Raw genomic sequence first — 18,375 nt, 5'->3', positions numbered from 1 at the left:
CGACACCGCCAGCAGCACGATCACTCCCTTCGCGACGAGCTGCCACTGCTGACTGGCTGAGACGATCGAGCCACTGCGCATCATCCACGACGATCAGGATGGGCTCCTGCTGAGCCCGCGTCGTGACGGCGTCCAGCAGCGCGGCGGCACTTCGGAGAGGATCGGAGTCGTCGCCCGGGCCGTGGCAGGGTCCGATCCATATCCACGACCATAGCCAGGCGGTTCGCACCGGCTCGGTCGGGGCTACACCACCGCCGCGAGCTCGTCCACGGCAGCCACCGCCCCCGGGCGGGCGGTCACGGCGTCCCAGACCTCGCCCAGGACATCGAGGGCGGCATCGGTGTGGCCGATCGGGTTCGAGTAAGGGATCCGCAGGAACCGGTCGAACGCACCGTCCATCGAGAATCGCGGCCCGGCGGTGATCGTGAGCCCGCGGCTGCGCGCCGCGATGACCAGCTGCGTGCTGACCGGCGCGCCCAGGCCCACCCAGGTGGTGAGGCCGCCGTGCGGTGGGGGGACCTGCCACTGGGGGAAGTCGCGGGCCAGCCGGTCGAGCAGGTGCGCCCGGCCGGCGCGCAGCCACTGGATGCGCTCGTCGAGGATGTCGTCGAAATGGGGGAGCAGCTCGCGCACGACGAGCTGCTCGAGCACGGGAGTCCCGAGGTCGCCGGCGAACCGGGCGCGCACGAGGGTGTGGATGACCGGCGCCTCGGCGCGGATCCAGCCGACGCGGATGCCGCCCCAGAGCGTCTTGCCGACGGACCCGAGCATGATCGCCGGACCGAAGACGGCCGCCGGCAGGGGGTTGGGGCCGTCGAGGGTCAGCTCGGCCATCGTCTCGTCGACGACCACCAGGGTGCCGTGGGTCGCGGCATCGGCCAGCGTCCGCTCCAGCAGGAGCGTCGGCATCGACTGGCCGGTGGGGTTGTGGTTGGCCGGCATGAGGTAGGCGAGGGCCGGAGTGCCGCGCCCGATCACCTGCTCCAGGGCGAGTTCGTCCCACCCGTCGGTCGCGTCGACCGCGACGCCGATCATGCGCGCCCCGACCTCGCTGAACGCGTCGATCGCGTGGGAGTAGGTGGGGTTCTCGATGAGCACCCGGTCGCCGCGGTGCAGCAGCGTGCGGGCGATGAGCGAGATGGCGTGCTGGGCGCCGATCGTCACCATGATCTGGTCTGGGCTCGTCTCAAGACCGCGGTGCGTGTACCGGTCGGCGATCGCCGTGCGCAGGTCGAGGCGACCGATGGGATCGAAGCCGGGGTCCTCGAGCGCTTCGGGGAGGGCATCGGCCGCCGCCCGGTACGCCTCCGGCAGCCGGGAGAGGGCGGGCATGGCGGCCTTGCTCAGGTCGAGCTCCGCGCCGAAGGGGTCAGGGCGCGGGATGGCGCGCCGCGGCAGTCGCGCCACGCTTCCCGACCCCCGGGTCGACTCGATGAGATCGCCGCTGCGCAGCTCCTGATAGGCGGCGGCGACCGTCGAGCGGCTGACCCCGAGCACCGCGGCGAGCTCGCGCTCGGCCGGCAGGCGCGTGCCCGGCGAGATGCCGCCGTCGGTGATGAGCAGACCGATCCGGTTCGCGAGCGCCAGATAGGCATGGCCGGTTCCCCGCCACTCCTGGAGGCGGCGGGCCAATGTACGAGCTGTGAGGGTCATCACCAGGCCACAATATCGCGAGTGGCCTGGTTAAGCACGAGCCACTTTGCGATTGGATTGCTCTGTGTGGAAGTTGACTCCGGCGAAGTCCGTCCGTCTCGTCCTGGGCCTGGTGCTGTACGGCGTGGGCATGGCGCTCATGGTGCGCGCCGAACTGGGCGTCTCGCCCTGGGACGTGCTCACCCAGGGGCTCATGAACGTCACCGGACTGGATTTCGGGCTCATCACGTTCCTCGTGAGCATCGTCGTGTTCGCCCTGTGGATTCCGCTGCGGCAGCGCCCCGGTGCGGGCACCGTCGCGAACCTGCTCATCATCCCGGTCGCCGTCCAGGTGTCGCTGTGGATCCTGCCGACGGGGTATCCGCTCTGGGCGCGCGTGCTGCTGCTGGCCGGCGGCATCCTGGCGATCGCGATCGCCTCGGGACTCTACATCGGCGTGCACCTCGGTCCGGGTCCGCGGGATGGCCTGATGACCGGGCTGCACCAGCGCACCGGGTGGCCGATCGGCGTCGTCCGCACCCTGCTCGAGGTCTCGGTCGTCCTGGTCGGGTGGCTCCTGGGCGGCAACCTCGGCATCGGCACGATCGCCTTCGCCCTGCTGATCGGGCCGCTCGTGCAGGTCGCGCTCCGGTGGCTCTCGATGCGCCACCCCGTGGAGGTGCCCGCGTGATCGCCCCGCAGTCCGGGTGGCCGGTCGGGTTCATCGGCCTGGGCGTGATGGGAAGGCCGATCGCCCTGCGCCTGGCCGGGGCCGGCATCCCCCTCCGCGTCTGGAATCGCTCCGCCGCGGCATCCGCCGACCTGGCGGCGGCGGGGGCTCGCGTCGCCGACAGTCCGCAGGAGGTGCTCCGGTCTGCGCGGATCATCTTCGTCATGCTCCGCGACGAGCGGGTGGTCGACGACCTGCTGCACCCGCAGGCGGCGGCGTTCCCGTGGCTGGCGGCCGGCTCCACGATCGTGAACCTGGGGACGGTCTCGCCCGAGTACTCGAGGCTGCTCGGCGCGCGGGTGCGAGAGGCAGGTGGATACTTCGTCGAAGCGCCGGTGTCGGGCTCCCGCATCCCCGCCGAGCAGGGTCAGCTCGTCGCGATGGTCGCCGGTGAGCCTGCGGCCGTCGCGGAGGTCACGCCGCTGCTGGCGCCGGCGTGCGCGAGGATCGTCGAGTGCGGCGAGGTGCCGAGCGCGACGACGATGAAGCTCGCCGCCAACACGTTCCTCATCGCCACGGTCACGGGTCTCGCCGAGGCCTTTCATATCGGGCGGCATCGAGGCGTCGACCTGGAGGTGCTGCGGCAGGTGCTGGATGCGAGCCAGATGGCGTCGCCCATCTCGCGCATCAAGGCCGAGAAGCTCCTCGGCGACGACCTCACGCCGCAGGCGGCGATCCGCGACGTGCTCATGAACGCCGACCTCATCGTCGAGGACGCGCGCCGCACCGGCGCCGCCAGTCCCCTGCTCGATGTGTGCCGCGACCTGTACCGTGACGCCGTCGCACGCGGAGACGGGGATGCCGATATGATCGCCGTCATCGGCGCGATCGGGGACCGCGGCCGCGGCTCTGCGGATGTCGCCGCAGCGAAGGGAACTGCTGCATGAGCGGTCTGCGCCCGGCGCCGATCGATGTGCCCGACGCAGAGCTGTCCGATCTGCGCGATCGGCTGCACCGCACCCGCTGGCCCGCACCCCTGCCCGCACCGCCCTGGGAGGCGGGTGCCGACCTGGACGCCGTCCGCGGGATCTGCCGGATCTGGGCGGACGAGTACGACTGGCGCGTGCGCGAGCGCGAGCTGAATGCCCTCGATCCAGCGCTGGTGACCGTCGACGGCGTAGACCTCCACGTGTTCCGCGCCGGCTCGCAGCGACCGGGCGCGATCCCGCTGCTGCTCATCCACGGCTGGCCCGGATCGATCGTCGAATTCCGGTACGTGATCCCGCTGCTGACCGATCCGACAGGCGGCGGCCCGGCGTTCGATCTGGTGATGCCGAGCCTTCCCGGCTTCGGGTTCGGCGGCAAGCCGGCCGAGCCCGGGTGGGGCGTGACGCGGATCGCGCGTGCGTTCCACACCCTCATGACGGAGGTGCTCGGGCACGACCGCTACGGGATCGCCGGCGGGGACTGGGGTGCGATCATCGCGTCGCGCCAGGCGCAGCTGAACCCGGATGCCGTGCTCGGCTTCCACACCCAGCTGCCGCTGCTGGGCGGGCATCGCCAGGAGTGGTGGGGTGCGGGCCCTGATGAGCACGAGCGGGCCCAGCTGGAGCGCCTCGATGCGTTCGACGCGATCGGGCGGGGCTACTCCGGCATCCAGTCGACCAAGCCGCAGTCCCTCGCGCTCGCACAGACCGACTCCCCGGCGGGGCTGGCCGCATGGATCCTCGAGAAGTTCCACGACTGGAGCGACCGCGGCCTCGACGGATTCGACCCGGACGATCTCATCACGAACCTCATGTTCTATTGGGCGCCCCGATCGGTGGCGTCGTCGGCCGCGATCTACTACGAGTCCCGCACCGATCCGGAAGGCCGCATCCACCCGCCGCCGGAGCCGCCCGCCGGGGTCGCCGCCTTCCCCCACGAGATCAACCCCACCGTCCGGCGCTGGATCGAACCGCATTACCGGCTCGTCCACCACACCCGGATGCCGCGCGGGGGGCACTTCGGCGCCCTCGAGGAGCCCGTCCTCTACGCGGACGACGTCAGGGAGTTCTTCGCGGGGATCAGCTGACGACGGTCACGCGGACAGGTCAGCCGGTCTGGGCGTCGCGATTCGCCGCGCGCAGTTCGGCGACCTCGCGCTCGAGCTTCTCGACCCGTCGGCGCAGTTCGAGAATCCGGCGCACCCCGGCCAGGGTGACGCCCTGGTCGGCGAGCTCGATCACCTCGCGGGCCTGCTCGATCTGATTCTGGCTGTACCGGCGCTGGTTGCCGCCGGAGCGTCCGGGCTGGACGACCTCCAGGTCGTCCAGACGGCGCAGCTGCGCCACCGGCACATCCAGCAGCTCGGCGACCTGCCCGATCGTGTAGAAGGGAGTGTCGGAGCCGGTGACGGGCCCGCCCGGTGTGGCCGACCCGTCCGCGATGCCGCTGGTCATCCGTCGTCCTCTCGCTGCGCAGGCGGTGTGAGCTCAGATGTCACTGTCCCACTGCTGCGGTCGGCGCGCACACTGTGCGAGCGCGTGTCGAACGGCAGCTTGTCGATCGACACGGTTCCGACCCGCTGCGGGGTCGCTCCGACATCCAGTCGCCCGTGCGAGGGCTCCAGCGCCAGAGCGATCCGCAGCAGTTCGAAGGGGACCGCCGCCGCCCACGCCTGTGGTGAGCACGACGTGGGATACGGCACCGGCACCTGCCGCTCGCTGCGATCGAAGCCGCAGAACAGCTCCGGCAGCCGACCGTCGAACGCGGTGGCGGCGTCGAGCAGCCCGTCGCTGACGCGCTGGGCATGCTCGGCGAAGCCGTATCGCGCCAGGCCTGCCGCGGTGAGCGCGGAATCGTGGGGCCAGATCGATCCGTTGTGGTAGCTGACCGGGTTGAAGCGGGCGTTGGTCGTGCCCAAGGTGCGCACCCCGAACCCGCTGAACATCTCGGGGCTCAGCAGGCGATCTGCCACCTGCCCGGCCACCTCCTCGGCGACGATCCCGGTCCACAGGCAGTGACCGGCGTTCGAGGCGATCGCGTCGACCTGTCGCTTGTCGCCGTCCAGCGCGAGCGCATAGAAGCCGTGCTCGGGCATCCAGAAGGCCTCATGGAACCGTGCGCGCAATCGGTCGGCGCGCGCTCGCCAGCGCTGCGCGGAGTCGATGCGGCCTCGGCGCTCATCGAGATCGGCCATCGCCAGCATCGCCGCATAGCTGTAGCCCTGCACTTCGGCCAGTGCGATCGGGCCGCGGGCGGCGGTGCCGTCGGCGAAGGCGATGGAATCCTCGCTGTCCTTCCAGCCCTGATTCACCAGTCCGCGGTCGGATCGGCGCTGATACTCGACGAACCCGTCGCCGTCGCGGTCACCGTGCTCCACGATCCAGCGAGCCGCCGCCTCGGCGGCCGGAACGAGCGGCTCGATCTCGCTCCAGGGCACGCCCCATCGCAGCGCACGCCCCAGCAGCATGAGGAACAGCGGGGTGGAATCGATCGAGCCGTAGTAGACGCTGTGGCCGCCCAGGGCGTGGGACAGGTCGGCGCCGCGGCGCACCTCATGCAGGATGCGCCCCGGCTCCTCCTCGCTCAGATCGTCGACGCGACGGCCCTGCATGCGCGCCAGCGTGCGGAGCGTCCCCATCGCCAGGTCCGGCGAGAACGGCAGCGTCATCCATCCGGTCAGGAGCGAGTCGCGGCCGAAGAGGGCCATGAACCAGGGTGCGCCTGCGGCCACGACATCGTCGTCCGGATGCCGGGGGTCGACGATCCGCAGCGCGCCGAGGTCTTCCTCGCTGCGTGCGATCGCCCGCGCGAGTGCGGGATCTTCGACCGTGATCGCGGGGATGGATTCCCGCCACCCGCGCATGCGCCGCGCGGGAGCGGTGTGCTCGACCTCCTCGTGCAGGGGGAACGGCGCCGCGAGCTCGGCGCCCTGGACGCTGGCGACCACCTCCACCCGGGTCGTCCACGTGCCGCCGGGCGGCACGACGGTCGTGAACCGCAGGCCCTGCTCGCCGGCGACGCCGTCGGGCGCGCTGACCCGGATGCCGCGACCGTCGCCGTGCTCGGTGGAGATCACCAGGTCGCCGCCGACGGCCCGGCGGTCGACGAGACGCCCGGTGATCGGCCGGTTCTCCTTGACCTCGAACAGGTCGGCGAAGTCGCAGTCCACGACCAGGCGCACCTCGATGCCCGCCGGTTCCGCGCCGAAGTTGCGCAGGGTGATGTCCTCGCGCATGCCGGCACCCACGTAGCGGCGGCGCTCGACGACCACCGTGGGCTCGACATTGCCCGGACGGACCCCGGCCCGGCCGACGAACTCCGCTTCGAAGGGCTCGAGACGCTTCGCCGCGAGCGGCTCGACGGGGCGGCCGTCGACCAGCAGCAGCCAGGTCGAGAGGATGCGGGTGTCCTGGACGAACAGGCCTTGTGCGCGGCCGGTCTCGATGTCGCCGGACACATCGCTGACACAGAACGACGCACCCTCGACGAGCGTGACCGTTGCTTGGGCCACGCTGATCACGTCGTGACTCGGCTGCTTCACGGGCTCACCTTCATGGTTGGCCTGTTCTATCTTTCTTGTATCTGAACGCGCTTCTAATCTACCATTGCTGTCGTAGGTTTGGCTCCTCCAAGGGCGCAGGGCCGCGTTCCGGTCGTCGAGATCCCGAGGAGGTTCCATGTCGCTGAGCACCACCACCCCCACTCGTTCCGAGGCCACCCCTGCAGACGGCTCCGCGCCGCTTCGGATCGCCATGGTGGCGCCGCCGTGGTTCGAGCTGCCTCCGCGCGGGTACGGCGGCACGGAGGCGGTCGTCGCCTCGCTGGTGGACGGGCTCGTCGATCGCGGCCACCGGGTCACGCTCGTCGCGTCGGGGGCGCACCGTACGAAGGCGCAGCGCTACCACCGGGTGTACCCGGTGACCCCGACCGAGCGGCTCGGCGATCCGCTGCCCGAGGTGATCAACGCCGCGCAGACGGCGCGGGTGCTCGCCGGCGCGGAGTTCGACATCGTGCACGACCACACGCTGGCCGGTCCGCTCCTGGCTCGCAGCCGGAAGCAGCCGACCGTCGTCACGATGCACGGACCGGTCGACGGGGACAACGGAGACTTCTACGAGCGGCTCGGATCGAGCGTGGACGTCGTCGCCATCTCCGACGCCCAGCGGCGCATCAACCCGCGGCTGAACTGGGTCGGCACGGTCCACAACGCGATCGATGTGCCGTCGTTCCCGTATCGGGCCGACAAGGACGACTATGTGCTGTGGCTCGGGCGATTCAGCGGGCAGAAGGCGCCGGACGAGGCGATCAGGGCTGCCCGCGCCGCCGGCCGACGCATCGTGCTCGCCGGCAAGCTCAACGAAGCGCCGGAGCGAGAGTACTTCGACGCCCGGGTCGCGCCGCTGCTGGGCCCGGACGCGGAATACGTGGGCGAAGCGGATGCCGCGCTCAAGCGTGAGCTGCTCGCCGGCGCCCAGGCCCTGGTGTTCCCGATCCAGTGGGACGAGCCGTTCGGCATGGTGATGATCGAGGCGATGGCGTGCGGCACTCCCGTCGTCGCCACCAGGCGCGGCAGCGTGCCGGAGGTCGTCGAGGACGAGGTCACCGGCATCGTCGTCGACGACCTCGACGAGGTGCCGGCCGCGATCGACCGCGCGCGGCTGCTCGATCCTGCGGCAGCGCGGCGCCGCGCCGAGGAGCTGTTCGACATCCCCGTGATGGCCGCCCGCTACGAGCGGGTGTATCGGATGCTGGTCGAAGGCACCGCCAGCATCCGCGATCTCACCCGCCGGTCGGAGGCTGCCGTCACGCGTCACTCCGGGGCGTCGTCGCCGCGGTAGCGGCGATACGGCAGCGGGTTCCCGGTGAGCTTGTCTGCCACGGCCGCGTCGAAGGGCTCGGGCAGGTGCTCCAGCAGCGTCTCCGCGGCGGCGACCTCGCGCTCGACCTCGGCGCGGTTCTGGTACATGAACTCGTCGGACGCCTCCTCCGCGGAGCGCTCGAGCTTCTCGTGCAGGTTGCCGACGATGAGCTCCTGCTGGGTGCGCAGGCTCTCACGCGCCTCGTCGATCCACGGGGACTGCCCGCGCCGGTTGTGCTCGATGACGGCGGTCACCTCCGCGTACACGTCGCCGTAGATTCGGCCGGCGTTGTCGCGGGCGTCCCGCGCTGCGCCGACCAGGTCGGCCGAGGTGAGGTCGCTCGCCGCGAGAGGCTCGCGCCTGCGCAGCCCGCCGAGCCGCTCGTACTCGGCGTAGTACGGGAAGATGCTCGTCACGGTGCGGCCGACGGCGCTGACAGCCTCGCCCCGCTCGTCGACGCCCTTGGGCTGCACCCCCTGCATCGCGGCGAAGGCGGACTCCGGCCGGATGACCTCCTTCGGCGGCACGATGCCGTGGCGCAGCATCTCACGGATGCCGGTGCCGGAGATCTGGAGGCGGTGCCGGACGCCGTGCGGACACGTCTCGCTCGTGGCGTGGCTCGCGCAGCGGGTGCAGTAGAACACCTCGTGGAAGAGCCGGACCTGAATGCCGAGCTCGTCGGGGGAGAACTCGTCGAAGATGCTGTGGCTCGCGTACTTGTCGTAGAAGTCGCCGATGCCGGCGTGGTCGCGGCCGATCAGGGCGTGGGTGCAGCCGTAGTTCTTCATCACGAGCGCGTGCAGCACCGTCTCGCGCGGCCCCGCGAAGATGTACGTCACCCGCAGCGGCGAGAGCATCGCCCGGTCCTTCGGGTAGTACTCGTCGAGCACATTGCGGTAGGCGAGCACGCGGTACTCGTGGCGCACGTACTCGCGCTTGGCCATCTCGACCAGCGGCTGCAGCAGGAGGCCGTCGACCTCTTCGAGGGCGTTGCGGTGGATGTACTCGTGACCGCGGTGCAGCGGGTTCGCACCGGTGATGAAGCCCGCGACCGAGCGGAAGCCCTTCTCGTCGTAGAACATCCGCCAGGTGTCCTTGGGCTCCAGGCGCAGCGCCTCGAACGGACCCCAGTCCACGCGCTGCAGGAGCCGCAGCGGCCCGCCGAGGGCGACATCCCCCATGCGCCGGTGGATCGAATCGACGCCGGGATGACTGCGGTCGTCGGTGCCGAAGATCTTCCGTGCGCGATGCTCCTTGTCGTAGTCGAAGATGTCGTCGAGCGTCAGGATGGCCACAGGCTCGCCGTCGGCGTCGGCGAGCGCCACCTCATCGCCGATGCTCAGCGATCGGACGATCTCGGCGTTCCTGGCGCCGCTGGGGGCGAAGCTCAAGGGCACCGGCCACACGGTGCCGTCCGCCAGGCGGCTGTCTTCGAGCACCGAGATGTAGTCAGCCTGCGTCATGAAGCCGCGCAGCGGCGAGAGCACGCCGGTGGCGATCATCTCGATGGTGATCGCCGCCTCGAGATCGATGCGGATCGTGGGCAGAGAGCGTGCGCGCTCGATCTCCGCGGCCCGCTGGGACTCCGGCACCACCTGATCCACCAACTGTCCGCCGTGCGGCTTCTGCGGGTAGGTGTCGAACTTCACTGCTGCAGCCTCCTCGAATGGTCTCCCAACCCATTCGCGCGAACATATCAGCGAAACACATCCGGCGGGCGACACCGCCGCCGAGGCGTGTCCGCCCGTCGCAGCCGGGGGTCGCACGGACGAGACCGACCGCGGCGACCCTGGGTGCAGCGGTGTGTCAGCCGGCGTCCGGCCAGGCAGCGATGTCGACGCCGTGGTTGTCGGGCGAGGCCAGCGACCACCAGGACGGCGCGTGCGAGTCGTCGACGAGGCGCCCCCCGGCGGCGACCGCGGCATCCACGCGCGCCTGCGCCTGGTCGGCGGGCACGTAGACGTCGAAGTGGGTGCGGCCTCTGCCCGCGACGTCCCCGGTGATGGGGTTGAAGGCCAGTCGCGGCCCGCCGCGCAGCGGGTCGACCGCGTCCGTGTCGCCGAGCGGGTCGTAGCCCAGCGCGGCGAGGAAGAACGGCCGGGCATCTGTCTGCGAGTGCTGGGCCACGTAGATCCCGACCGACTGCACGAGCGACGGGTCGGGTGTCAATCCCGCTTCGTCGGCCGCCTGCGACACGGCAGCGGCGAACTCGGCGGCGGCCGCGGGGATGCCGTCGTCGTCGCCGTACGGGATGCGCACGACCACTCCTTCCGGACGCACGTCGATATCGGGGGCGACGCCGAAGTGGTCCGCCGCCGCCACGGTCGGTGCGACGAGGGCCGCGGCCTGCGGCAGCGATCCCGCGGTGAAGACGGCCTGCGGGCCGGTGCCCGTCACCCGCCAGTCGGAGACGCCGGGCGCCCGGCGGAACTCCGCGGAAGTGAGCGAGTCCGGTCCGCCTGCCGACATGTGCATGGGATCTCAGTCCTGACCGAGCGACCCCAGGTACAGGCCGATCACCTTCGGATCGTTGAGCAGCTCGCGGCCGGTGCCGTGGTAGGCATCCCGGCCCTGGTCGAGGACATAGCCGCGATCGCAGATCTGCAGGCAGCGACGCGCGTTCTGCTCGACCATGATCGTGGTCACGCCCGCCTTGTTGATGTCGGAGACGCGGATGAACGCGTCGTCCTGGCGGACCGGCGACAGACCGGCGCTGGGCTCGTCGAGCAGGAGCACCGCCGGGTCCATCATGAGGGCGCGGGACATTGCGACCATCTGCCGCTCACCGCCGGACAGCGACCCGGCGCGCTGCTTGAGGCGCTTGCCGAGCTCCTCGAAGATCCCGGTGACGAACTCCAGCCGCTCCGCGTACGCCTTCGGGCGCTGGTAGAGGCCCATCTGCAGGTTCTCCTCGATGGTGAGCGAGGGGAACACGTTGTTGGTCTGCGGCACGAAGCCGACGCCGCGGGCGACGAGCTTGTCGGACTTGAGCCCGACGATGCTCTCGCCGTTGACGGTGATGTCGCCGCCGCGCACCTTCACCAGGCCGAAGATGGCCTTCAGGAGCGTCGACTTGCCGGCGCCGTTGGGGCCGATGATGCCGATCAGCTCGCCCTTGTGGGCGACGAGGTTCGCGCCGTTGATGATGTTGATGCCCGGCAGGTAGCCGGCGATGAGGTCGGTGACGTTGACGACGACCCGGTCGGTCTTGGCGGCCTCCTCGGCCGGGACGGTGCCCGTTGCGGTGTCGTTCACTTGTTCTCCTCCTCGGCCTCGGCGATCGACTCGGCCTCCACCTCTCTGATCTCTTCGAGCAGCTCCATCGCGGAGGTGTCCAGCTCGCCGGCGATGCGCCCGGTGACCACACCGAGGTCGACGTCCTGGTGGCTGCCCAGGTACGCGTCGATCACCGACTGGTCCTGCATGACGACCTCGGGCGGACCCTCGGCGACGATCCGGCCCTCGGCCATGACGACCACCCAGTCGGCGATGTGGCGGACCATGTGCATGTCGTGCTCGACGAACAGGACGGTCATCCCGAGGTCCTTCAGGTCGAGGATGTGGTCCAGCAGCGACTCGGTCAGCGCCGGGTTCACACCGGCCATCGGCTCGTCGAGCATGACCAGGGTCGGGTCGCTCATCAGGGCGCGGGCCATCTCGAGCAGCTTGCGCTGACCTCCGGAGAGGGATGCCGCGTAGTCGTCGGCCTTCGTGTCGAGCTTGAACCGCTCGAGCAGCCCGCGCGCCTTCTCCTCGATCTCGTCGTCCTGCTTGCGCCACAGGAACGGAAGCATGCTCGCCCAGAACTTCTCGCCGACCTGGCCGGTCGCGCCGAGCTTCATGTTCTCGAGCACCGTCAGCAGCGACAGGGCCTTGGTGAGCTGGAACGTGCGCACCTGGCCCATGCGGGCGACCTTGAAGGAGGGGATGCCGGCCAGCTGCGTGCCGTCGAACGACCAGGTGCCCGAGTTGGGCTTGTCGAACCCGCACAGCAGGTTGAACAGCGTCGTCTTGCCGGCGCCGTTGGGGCCGATGAGGGCGGTGATCGCGTTGCGCGGGATCTCGAGGTGGTCGACATCCACCGCGGTGAGACCGCCGAACCGGCGGGTCACGTTGTCGGCGACGAGGATCGGATCCACCTTCGCGACGCCCGGGGTGGGGTCGCCCTTGGCCAGGCCTGTCGACTTCGGGCGACGCACACTGCCGGTCGTGGTGGGCACGCCGCCGGTCGTGGGAGGGGTCTCGTTACTTGACAAAGGTCAGCTCCCTCTTGTTTCCGAAGATGCCCTGCGGGCGGAAGATCACCAGCAGCATGAGCGCGATGCCGACGAAGACATAGCGCAGCACACCGGCCTGGATCGCGCTGATGGGCAGGATGCCGGCGGCCGCCAGGCCCGGGAGGATGCCGTCCAGCAGCGCCATCACCACCCAGAAGATCAGCGCGCCCACCGCCGGGCCGAACACGGTCGCCGCACCGCCCAGCAGCAGGATCGTCCAGATGTAGAACGTGAGGCTCGTCATGTAGGTCGCGGGGACGACCGCCGACGGCAGGGCGAGCACGACGCCGCCGAACCCGCCGAAGATGCCGCCCAGCACCAGTGCCTGCATCTTGTAGCTGAACACGTTCTTGCCCAGCGACCGCACCGCATCCTCGTCTTCGCGGATGCCCTTGAGCACGCGCCCCCACGGGCTGCGCATGACCGCCCAGACGATGAACACGGCGATCGCCAGCAGGATCAGCCCGAACAGGCGCACCCACCAGCCGTCGGACGAGTACACCCACGGCCCGAACCCGTACTCGCCGGGCGGCAGCGGGTTGGCCTCGCGGAAGCCCGCGTGGTAGCCGCCCAGGCCGTCGGCCGAGTTCGTCCACTCGTCGAACACCGTCGAGGTGAACAGCAGCCGCACGATCTCGGCGGCGGCGATGGTCACGATCGCGAGATAGTCGGCACGCAGACGCAGGGTCGGGATGCCGAGGATCAGCGCGAAGACGGTCGCTCCGACCATGCCGATGAGGATTCCGACCCACCACGGGAGGCCGAACGAGAGGATCGAGATCGCGTAGCTGTAGGCGCCGATGGCCATGAAGCCGGCGACACCGAAGTTCAGCAGGCCCGCATACCCGAAGTGCACGGCCAGGCCCGTCGCGGCGAGCGCGTAGGCGATGGTCGTCGGGCTGATGATCCAGCCCGCGGCGTTGTTGAAGATTCCACCCCAGTCCATGTCGCCTCCCTCAGCCGATTCGCTCGCGTCGGCCCAGGATGCCCTGGGGTCTGATGAGCAGGACGATGATGAGCACGGCCAGGGCGCCCACGTACTTCAGGTCGGCCGCGATCCACAGGCTCGACACCTCGACCAGCACGCCGACGATGATCGCGCCGATCAGGGCGCCGAAGGCGGTGCCGAGGCCGCCGAGGATGACGGCGGCGAAGATCAGCAGCAGGATGTGCACCCCCATGTCCCAGCGCACCCCGGGGCGGAAGTAGCCCCAGAGGATGCCGGCCAGTGCCGCCAGGGCGGCTGACAGCATCCACACCACCCGCACGACCCGCTCGACGTTGATGCCGGAGGCCGATGCGAGCTCGGGATTGTCCGAGATCGCCCGCGTGGCCTTGCCCATCCGCGAGTAGAGGAGCCAGAGGGCCACCGCGACGATCACGACGACGCTGATCGCCATCGAGATCATCGCCACCGGCGACAGCGACACCGCGCCGAACAGCGGGATCTTGGGGGACCCTGCGCCCGGCAGCTGCACCGTGTTGCCGCCCATGAAGAACTGGAACGTGTAGCGCAGCGCCAGCGAGAGCCCGATGGTGACGATCATCAGCTGGATGATGCCCAGGCCTTTTCGTTTCAAGGGTCTCCACATCACCAGATCGAGGAGATAGCCGACCAGCATGCCGGCGATGACCGACAGCGGCACGGCGAGCCACATCGGCATCGACAGCGGCAAGGCGAACACCAGCGCGGCGACCGCGCCGAAGGTCACCAGCTCGGCGTGCGCGAAGTTCGTGAGCCCGGTCGTGCCGTAGATCAGCGACAGTCCGATCGAGGCCAGTGCCAGCAGCAGTCCGAAGTTCAAGCCGTTGATGAGCCGTTCGACGAACTGGTCGAAGAACGAGGTCGTCACCCGTTCGCCCTCGCCGAGGAAGAGGTTGACGATCTTCGATCCGGTGAGCCCGAACTCGACGTCGAAGGAGGCGGTGGTGCCGCTGCGCGGAGCGATGCCCTCGGGCAGCTGCTCGGGGTCGACGATCACCCCGTCGGGGAGCGTGTTCTCGTCGACGGTGAGGACGTACTCCTCCTTCTCGGGGACGTACAGGCGCCAGCGGCCCTCGGCATCCGTCTCGGTCTCGGCGTTGAAGCCGTTCCCCTCGATCGACATCGTCACCCCGGCGACGGGCTCGCCTTCGAACGTGATGACGCCGCCGAAGTAATACGGCGTCTGCTCCTGGTCATCGCCCGGCGCGGCCTGCGCAGGCGATGCGGTGAACAGCATCGCCACGGCCAGCAGAGCGCCCAGAAGCGCGGTCAGCCACGGTGCGATCGCCCGTGCATGGACAGTCGTAGACCCCACAGAACCTCCAGATCGGCACCACGCGCCACCGAAGCTCCGGGTCGCATCGGCCGTGATGAACGACGGTACGAGCGTAATGTGTCGCGCACGTTTCGACCACCTGACACGACCGAACCGTGTCCGTCCCGTAATCGACAGGCCGCTGCGCCGGGGAATATCCGCGCAGGCCCGGGCCTTAGAATCGAATGAAATGGAGCACAACGACCCCTTCGGCTTTGTCGGTCTCACCTACGACGATGTCCTGCTGCTGCCCGGCCACACGGATGTCATCCCGAGCGAGGCCGACACATCGTCGCGAGTGACCCGCCGCATCACGGTTGCGACGCCTCTCCTGTCCAGCGCGATGGACACCGTGACCGAGTCGCGCATGGCCATCGCGATCGCCCGCGAGGGCGGGATCGGGGTCATCCACCGCAACCTCTCCATCGAGGATCAGGCGGCGATGGTCGACCGGGTCAAGCGGAGTGAGTCGGGCATGATCACCGACCCGATCACCACGACGCCCGACGCGACGATCGAAGAGGTCGACCGGCTGTGCGCCCAGTACCGCATCTCGGGGCTTCCCGTGGTGGGCGAGGACCAGCAGCTGCTGGGCATCATCACCAACCGCGACATGCGCTTCGTGTCGGGCTTCGAGCGCCAGACCACGAAGGTGCGCGACGTGATGACCTCGAAGGGCCTGGTCACCGGCCGCGTCGGCATCGGCGCCAACGAGGTGATCGCGCTGTTCGCGCAGCACCGCATCGAGAAGCTGCCCCTCATCGACGACGACGGCAGGCTCGCCGGGCTCATCACCATCAAGGACTTCGACAAGAGCGAGCAGTACCCGCTCGCCACCAAGGACGACCACGGGCGGCTGCGCGTGGGCGCCGCGATCGGATTCTTCGGCGACGCGTGGCAGCGCGCCGAAGCCCTGCGCGACGTGGGCGTGGACATGCTCGTCGTCGACACCGCGAACGGCCAGTCCGCGGGGGTCGTCGACATCGTCCGCCGGCTGAAGGCCGACTCCTCGTTCGACCACATCGATGTCGTCGGCGGCAACGTCGCCACCCGGGAGGGTGCCCAGGCGCTCATCGACGCCGGAGTGGATGCCGTCAAGGTCGGCGTGGGGCCGGGCTCGATCTGCACCACGCGCATCGTCGCCGGCGTCGGCGTGCCGCAGGTGACGGCGATCTGGGAGGCATCCCTCGCCGCCCGCGAAGCGGGCATCCCCGTGATCGCCGACGGAGGCCTGCAGTATTCCGGCGACATCGCCAAGGCGCTCGTCGCCGGCGCCGACAGCGTCATGCTCGGATCGCTCCTGGCCGGCACCGACGAGTCGCCGGGCGAGATCGTCTTCCAGGGCGGCAAGCAGTTCAAGCTCTACCGCGGCATGGGGTCGCTGGGCGCGCTGCAGACGCGCGGCAAGAAGACCTCGTACTCCAAGGACCGGTACTTCCAGGCCGACGTTCCCAGCGACGACAAGCTCATCCCCGAGGGTATCGAGGGGCAGGTCGCCTACCGCGGGCCGGTCTCGGCGGTCGCCTATCAGCTGGTCGGGGGCCTGCGGCAGTCGATGTTCTACGTCGGCGCCCGCACCATCGACGAGCTCAAGACCAAGGGCAAATTCGTGCGCATCACGGCGGCCGGGCTCAAGGAGTCGCACCCGCACGACGTGCAGATCGTCGTCGAGGCGCCGAACTACAAGAAGTAGCCGCCGGGCTCGCCGTCCCCGCGCCCGCCCCCGTGCGCGCCGCCGCGCGCCTGTCGCTCACAGACTTCGCAGTTCGTCGCGAAGTTCGCAGCGAGCGAATGGATGCCTGCGAGTTCGGCGCGATTCTGCGAAGTCTGTGAGCGTGCGCAGCGCGCGCAGGCTCCTGCACAGGCGGCGCAGGGCGATGGGTTGTGCACGGGAGCGCCGGCTGCGGCACGGCGGTGCGGGTGCGACGGCATGCTCGCGGCATGGCCAGGAAGCGGCAGACCCTCGACGACCTGACGATGTGGCTGCGCGCGCACGACCACATCGCGCACCGCGACGAGCTGCTCCGCGCGGGGTTCGGCATCCCTCTCCTGCGCGAGATCGTGCGCGCGGGCGCGGCCCGCCGGTTCCGGCGCGCGTGGATCGCCCTGCCCGATGTCTCGGCCGACCTCGCCGCCGCGGCCGCCGTGGGCGGACGGATCACGTGCACCTCGCTCGCGCGCCGGCGCGGATGGTGGATGCCTGAGGCCGTCGGCCGGGAACTGCATCTGCACCTGGTGCCCGGCTCGCCGGGCCCGGGACCCGAGTGGCCCGGCGTGCTGCACTGGACCAAGCCCGTCGACGCGGTCAGGCAGAAGTCCCTCGTCGCCACGACCGAGGACGCCCTCGCGCACATCGCCGTCTGCCAGCCGTTCGACACGGCTCTCGTCCTGTGGGAGTCGGCGGCGCGGTGCGAGCGGCTCTCTGCAGACGTGCTGCGCGGCATCCCGTTCGTCTCCCGCGCCGCGCGCGAGCTGGCCGCCGAGGTCACCGGCCTCGCCGACTCGGGGCTCGAGAGCATCGTCGTGATCCCGCTGCGCCGCTGGGGTCTGCGGGTTCGTCAGCAGGTTCAGCTGGCGGGCTGTCGAGTCGACGTGCTGGTCGGCGACCGCCTCGTGCTGCAGATCGACGGCTATGAGTTCCACTCGGACAGCGCGCAGCGCACGAGAGACATCGCGCACGACGCCGAACTGCGCCTTCGCGGTTACACGGTCATCCGCCTGAGCTACGCGCAGATCGTGCACGACTGGCCCGGCGTCGAGCGCGCCATCCGCCGCGCGGTGGCCACCGGCATCCACCTCGCGGCGTGACGCGCCCACGCCCACCCCCACCCCCACGCCCACACCCCCACGCCCGCTCGGACGCACCCACCCCTCACAGACTTCGCAGATCGTCGCGACGCTAGCAGCGAGCGAGTGGATGCCTGCGAGTTCGGCGCGATTCTGCGAAGCCTGTGAGCGCCGCGCCCGCTATCCTGAGCGGATGATCCGGCAGCGCCGGCACCCGGCGGCGACGCAGTCCACGACGCGCCTGGAGGCGTTCACCGACGGGGTGTTCGCGATCGCCGCGACGCTGCTGGTGCTCGATCTGACCACGCACACGATCGGGCACGTCGACTCCGACGCGCAGCTGTGGGCGGCGCTGTTCGGGATGCGGGAGCTGTTCTTCAACTTCCTCGTCAGCTTCGCGCTGCTGGCGCTCATGTGGACGATCCACGTCCGCCAGTTCGAGTACGTCCAGCGCGTCGACGCGGTCCTCACCTGGCTCAACAACGGACGCCTGCTGTTCGTCGTGCTGGTGCCGTTCGCCACGGCGCTCACGACCGAGTACTCGGCGTTCCTGGCGGCGCGCATCTCGATCCCCGTCGCGTTCCTCGGCGTCATCGTGTTCAGCTGGCTGCAGTGGGGCTGGGCGCGGCGGCACCGCGCGCGGGTCATGCCCGACTGCTCGGACGACGAGGTGCGCGAGGAGGGGCGTGCCGGCACGAGCGCGCTCATCATCGTGGTCGCCGTCGTCGTGATCTCGCCGTGGGCGGGCTCGCTCGCGTTCGTGCTGTTCGCGCTCGACCCGCTGCTGTCGCGGGTGCTCATGGGGCGGCGCCGGCCCGCACCGGAGGGCGAGCAGGCGGACGCCGGATGACGGATGCCGCGGC

16 protein-coding genes are annotated in these 18,375 nt (G+C 70.1%); 7 read left to right on the top strand and 9 right to left on the bottom strand.

Translation table 11 applies throughout. The features are described from left to right. Nucleotides 1-243: 243 nt before the first annotated feature. Entirely contained in the window at nucleotides 244-1,653 is a 1,410-nt protein-coding gene (locus tag ACIWQI_RS14545; protein WP_396658469.1) for a PLP-dependent aminotransferase family protein, read from the bottom strand. A 64-nt stretch (nucleotides 1,654-1,717) separates the two neighbouring features. Here ACIWQI_RS14545 and ACIWQI_RS14540 point away from each other — a divergent pair, with 64 nt between their 5' ends. Genes ACIWQI_RS14540 through ACIWQI_RS14530 form a run of 3 tightly spaced genes read left to right on the top strand, consistent with a single transcriptional unit; the run spans nucleotide 1,718 to nucleotide 4,376 of the window. Then, entirely contained in the window at nucleotides 1,718-2,323 is a 606-nt protein-coding gene (locus ACIWQI_RS14540; protein WP_396658467.1) for a YitT family protein, read from the top strand. After that, a complete protein-coding gene (locus ACIWQI_RS14535) occupies nucleotides 2,320-3,249 on the top strand; it encodes an NAD(P)-dependent oxidoreductase (protein ID WP_396658465.1) in 930 nt (309 codons plus the stop codon). Before ACIWQI_RS14540 ends, ACIWQI_RS14535 begins: the two co-directional genes overlap by 4 nt. Continuing rightward, nucleotides 3,246-4,376 (top strand): epoxide hydrolase family protein, encoded by a 1,131-nt coding sequence (locus ACIWQI_RS14530; RefSeq protein WP_396658463.1) that lies wholly within the window; start codon nucleotides 3,246-3,248, stop codon nucleotides 4,374-4,376. The genes ACIWQI_RS14535 and ACIWQI_RS14530 overlap by 4 nt, the downstream gene beginning before the upstream one ends. A 19-nt stretch (nucleotides 4,377-4,395) precedes the next feature. Here ACIWQI_RS14530 and ACIWQI_RS14525 read toward each other — a convergent pair whose 3' ends face one another. Continuing rightward, nucleotides 4,396-4,743: a MerR family transcriptional regulator gene (locus ACIWQI_RS14525; protein WP_396658461.1), complete on the bottom strand. Its 348-nt coding sequence runs from the start codon at nucleotides 4,741-4,743 to the stop codon at nucleotides 4,396-4,398. After that, a complete protein-coding gene (locus ACIWQI_RS14520) occupies nucleotides 4,740-6,830 on the bottom strand; it encodes a glycogen debranching N-terminal domain-containing protein (RefSeq protein WP_396658460.1) in 2,091 nt (696 codons plus the stop codon). Before ACIWQI_RS14520 ends, ACIWQI_RS14525 begins: the two co-directional genes overlap by 4 nt. A gap of 136 nt (nucleotides 6,831-6,966) precedes the next feature. Here ACIWQI_RS14520 and ACIWQI_RS14515 point away from each other — a divergent pair, with 136 nt between their 5' ends. Next, a complete protein-coding gene (locus ACIWQI_RS14515; protein WP_396658458.1) occupies nucleotides 6,967-8,127 on the top strand; it encodes a glycosyltransferase family 4 protein in 1,161 nt (386 codons plus the stop codon). On the opposite strand, the gene ACIWQI_RS14510 is transcribed toward ACIWQI_RS14515, so the two are convergent. From ACIWQI_RS14510 to ACIWQI_RS14485, 6 genes are all read right to left on the bottom strand, one after another. Then, complete coding sequence (locus ACIWQI_RS14510) at nucleotides 8,100-9,797, bottom strand: sulfate adenylyltransferase (protein ID WP_396658457.1); 1,698 nt, start codon at nucleotides 9,795-9,797, stop codon at nucleotides 8,100-8,102. The two genes, ACIWQI_RS14515 and ACIWQI_RS14510, sit on opposite strands and share 28 nt — an antisense overlap. Before the next feature lie 157 nt (nucleotides 9,798-9,954). Further along, the gene (locus tag ACIWQI_RS14505) at nucleotides 9,955-10,623 is read right to left on the bottom strand and encodes a VOC family protein (protein WP_396658455.1); all 669 of its coding nucleotides are present in this window, start codon (nucleotides 10,621-10,623) and stop codon (nucleotides 9,955-9,957) included. A gap of 6 nt (nucleotides 10,624-10,629) precedes the next feature. Further along, on the bottom strand, nucleotides 10,630-11,403 hold the full coding sequence (locus tag ACIWQI_RS14500) for an ABC transporter ATP-binding protein (RefSeq protein ID WP_396658454.1): 774 nt from the start codon (nucleotides 11,401-11,403) through the stop codon (nucleotides 10,630-10,632). Continuing rightward, a complete protein-coding gene (locus ACIWQI_RS14495; protein ID WP_396658473.1) occupies nucleotides 11,400-12,347 on the bottom strand; it encodes an ABC transporter ATP-binding protein in 948 nt (315 codons plus the stop codon). Before ACIWQI_RS14495 ends, ACIWQI_RS14500 begins: the two co-directional genes overlap by 4 nt. Before the next feature lie 46 nt (nucleotides 12,348-12,393). Beyond that, nucleotides 12,394-13,371: a branched-chain amino acid ABC transporter permease gene (locus tag ACIWQI_RS14490; RefSeq protein ID WP_396658453.1), complete on the bottom strand. Its 978-nt coding sequence runs from the start codon at nucleotides 13,369-13,371 to the stop codon at nucleotides 12,394-12,396. Nucleotides 13,372-13,381: 10 nt separating this feature from the next. After that, nucleotides 13,382-14,647 (bottom strand): branched-chain amino acid ABC transporter permease, encoded by a 1,266-nt coding sequence (locus ACIWQI_RS14485; protein ID WP_396658472.1) that lies wholly within the window; start codon nucleotides 14,645-14,647, stop codon nucleotides 13,382-13,384. 268 nt (nucleotides 14,648-14,915) lie between these two features. On the opposite strand from ACIWQI_RS14485, the gene guaB reads away from it, so the two are divergent. The 3 genes from guaB to ACIWQI_RS14470 all read left to right on the top strand — a co-directional run bounded on the left by guaB (nucleotide 14,916) and on the right by ACIWQI_RS14470 (nucleotide 18,362). Continuing rightward, nucleotides 14,916-16,418, top strand: coding sequence for an IMP dehydrogenase (guaB, locus tag ACIWQI_RS14480; RefSeq protein ID WP_396658452.1), 1,503 nt, complete (start codon nucleotides 14,916-14,918; stop codon nucleotides 16,416-16,418). Nucleotides 16,419-16,666: 248 nt separating this feature from the next. Then, nucleotides 16,667-17,533 carry an endonuclease domain-containing protein gene (locus ACIWQI_RS14475; protein ID WP_396658450.1) on the top strand — a complete coding sequence of 289 codons (867 nt, stop codon included), beginning with the start codon at nucleotides 16,667-16,669 and terminating at the stop codon, nucleotides 17,531-17,533. 172 nt (nucleotides 17,534-17,705) lie between these two features. Beyond that, nucleotides 17,706-18,362 (top strand): TMEM175 family protein, encoded by a 657-nt coding sequence (locus tag ACIWQI_RS14470; protein ID WP_396658448.1) that lies wholly within the window; start codon nucleotides 17,706-17,708, stop codon nucleotides 18,360-18,362. The last annotated feature ends 13 nt before the right edge of the window (nucleotides 18,363-18,375 follow it).

The sequence above is a fragment of the Microbacterium sp. genome, assembly GCF_044508325.1.
Lineage (GTDB): Bacteria > Actinomycetota > Actinomycetes > Actinomycetales > Microbacteriaceae > Microbacterium.
This window is presented reverse-complemented; position numbering and strand designations above follow the sequence as displayed.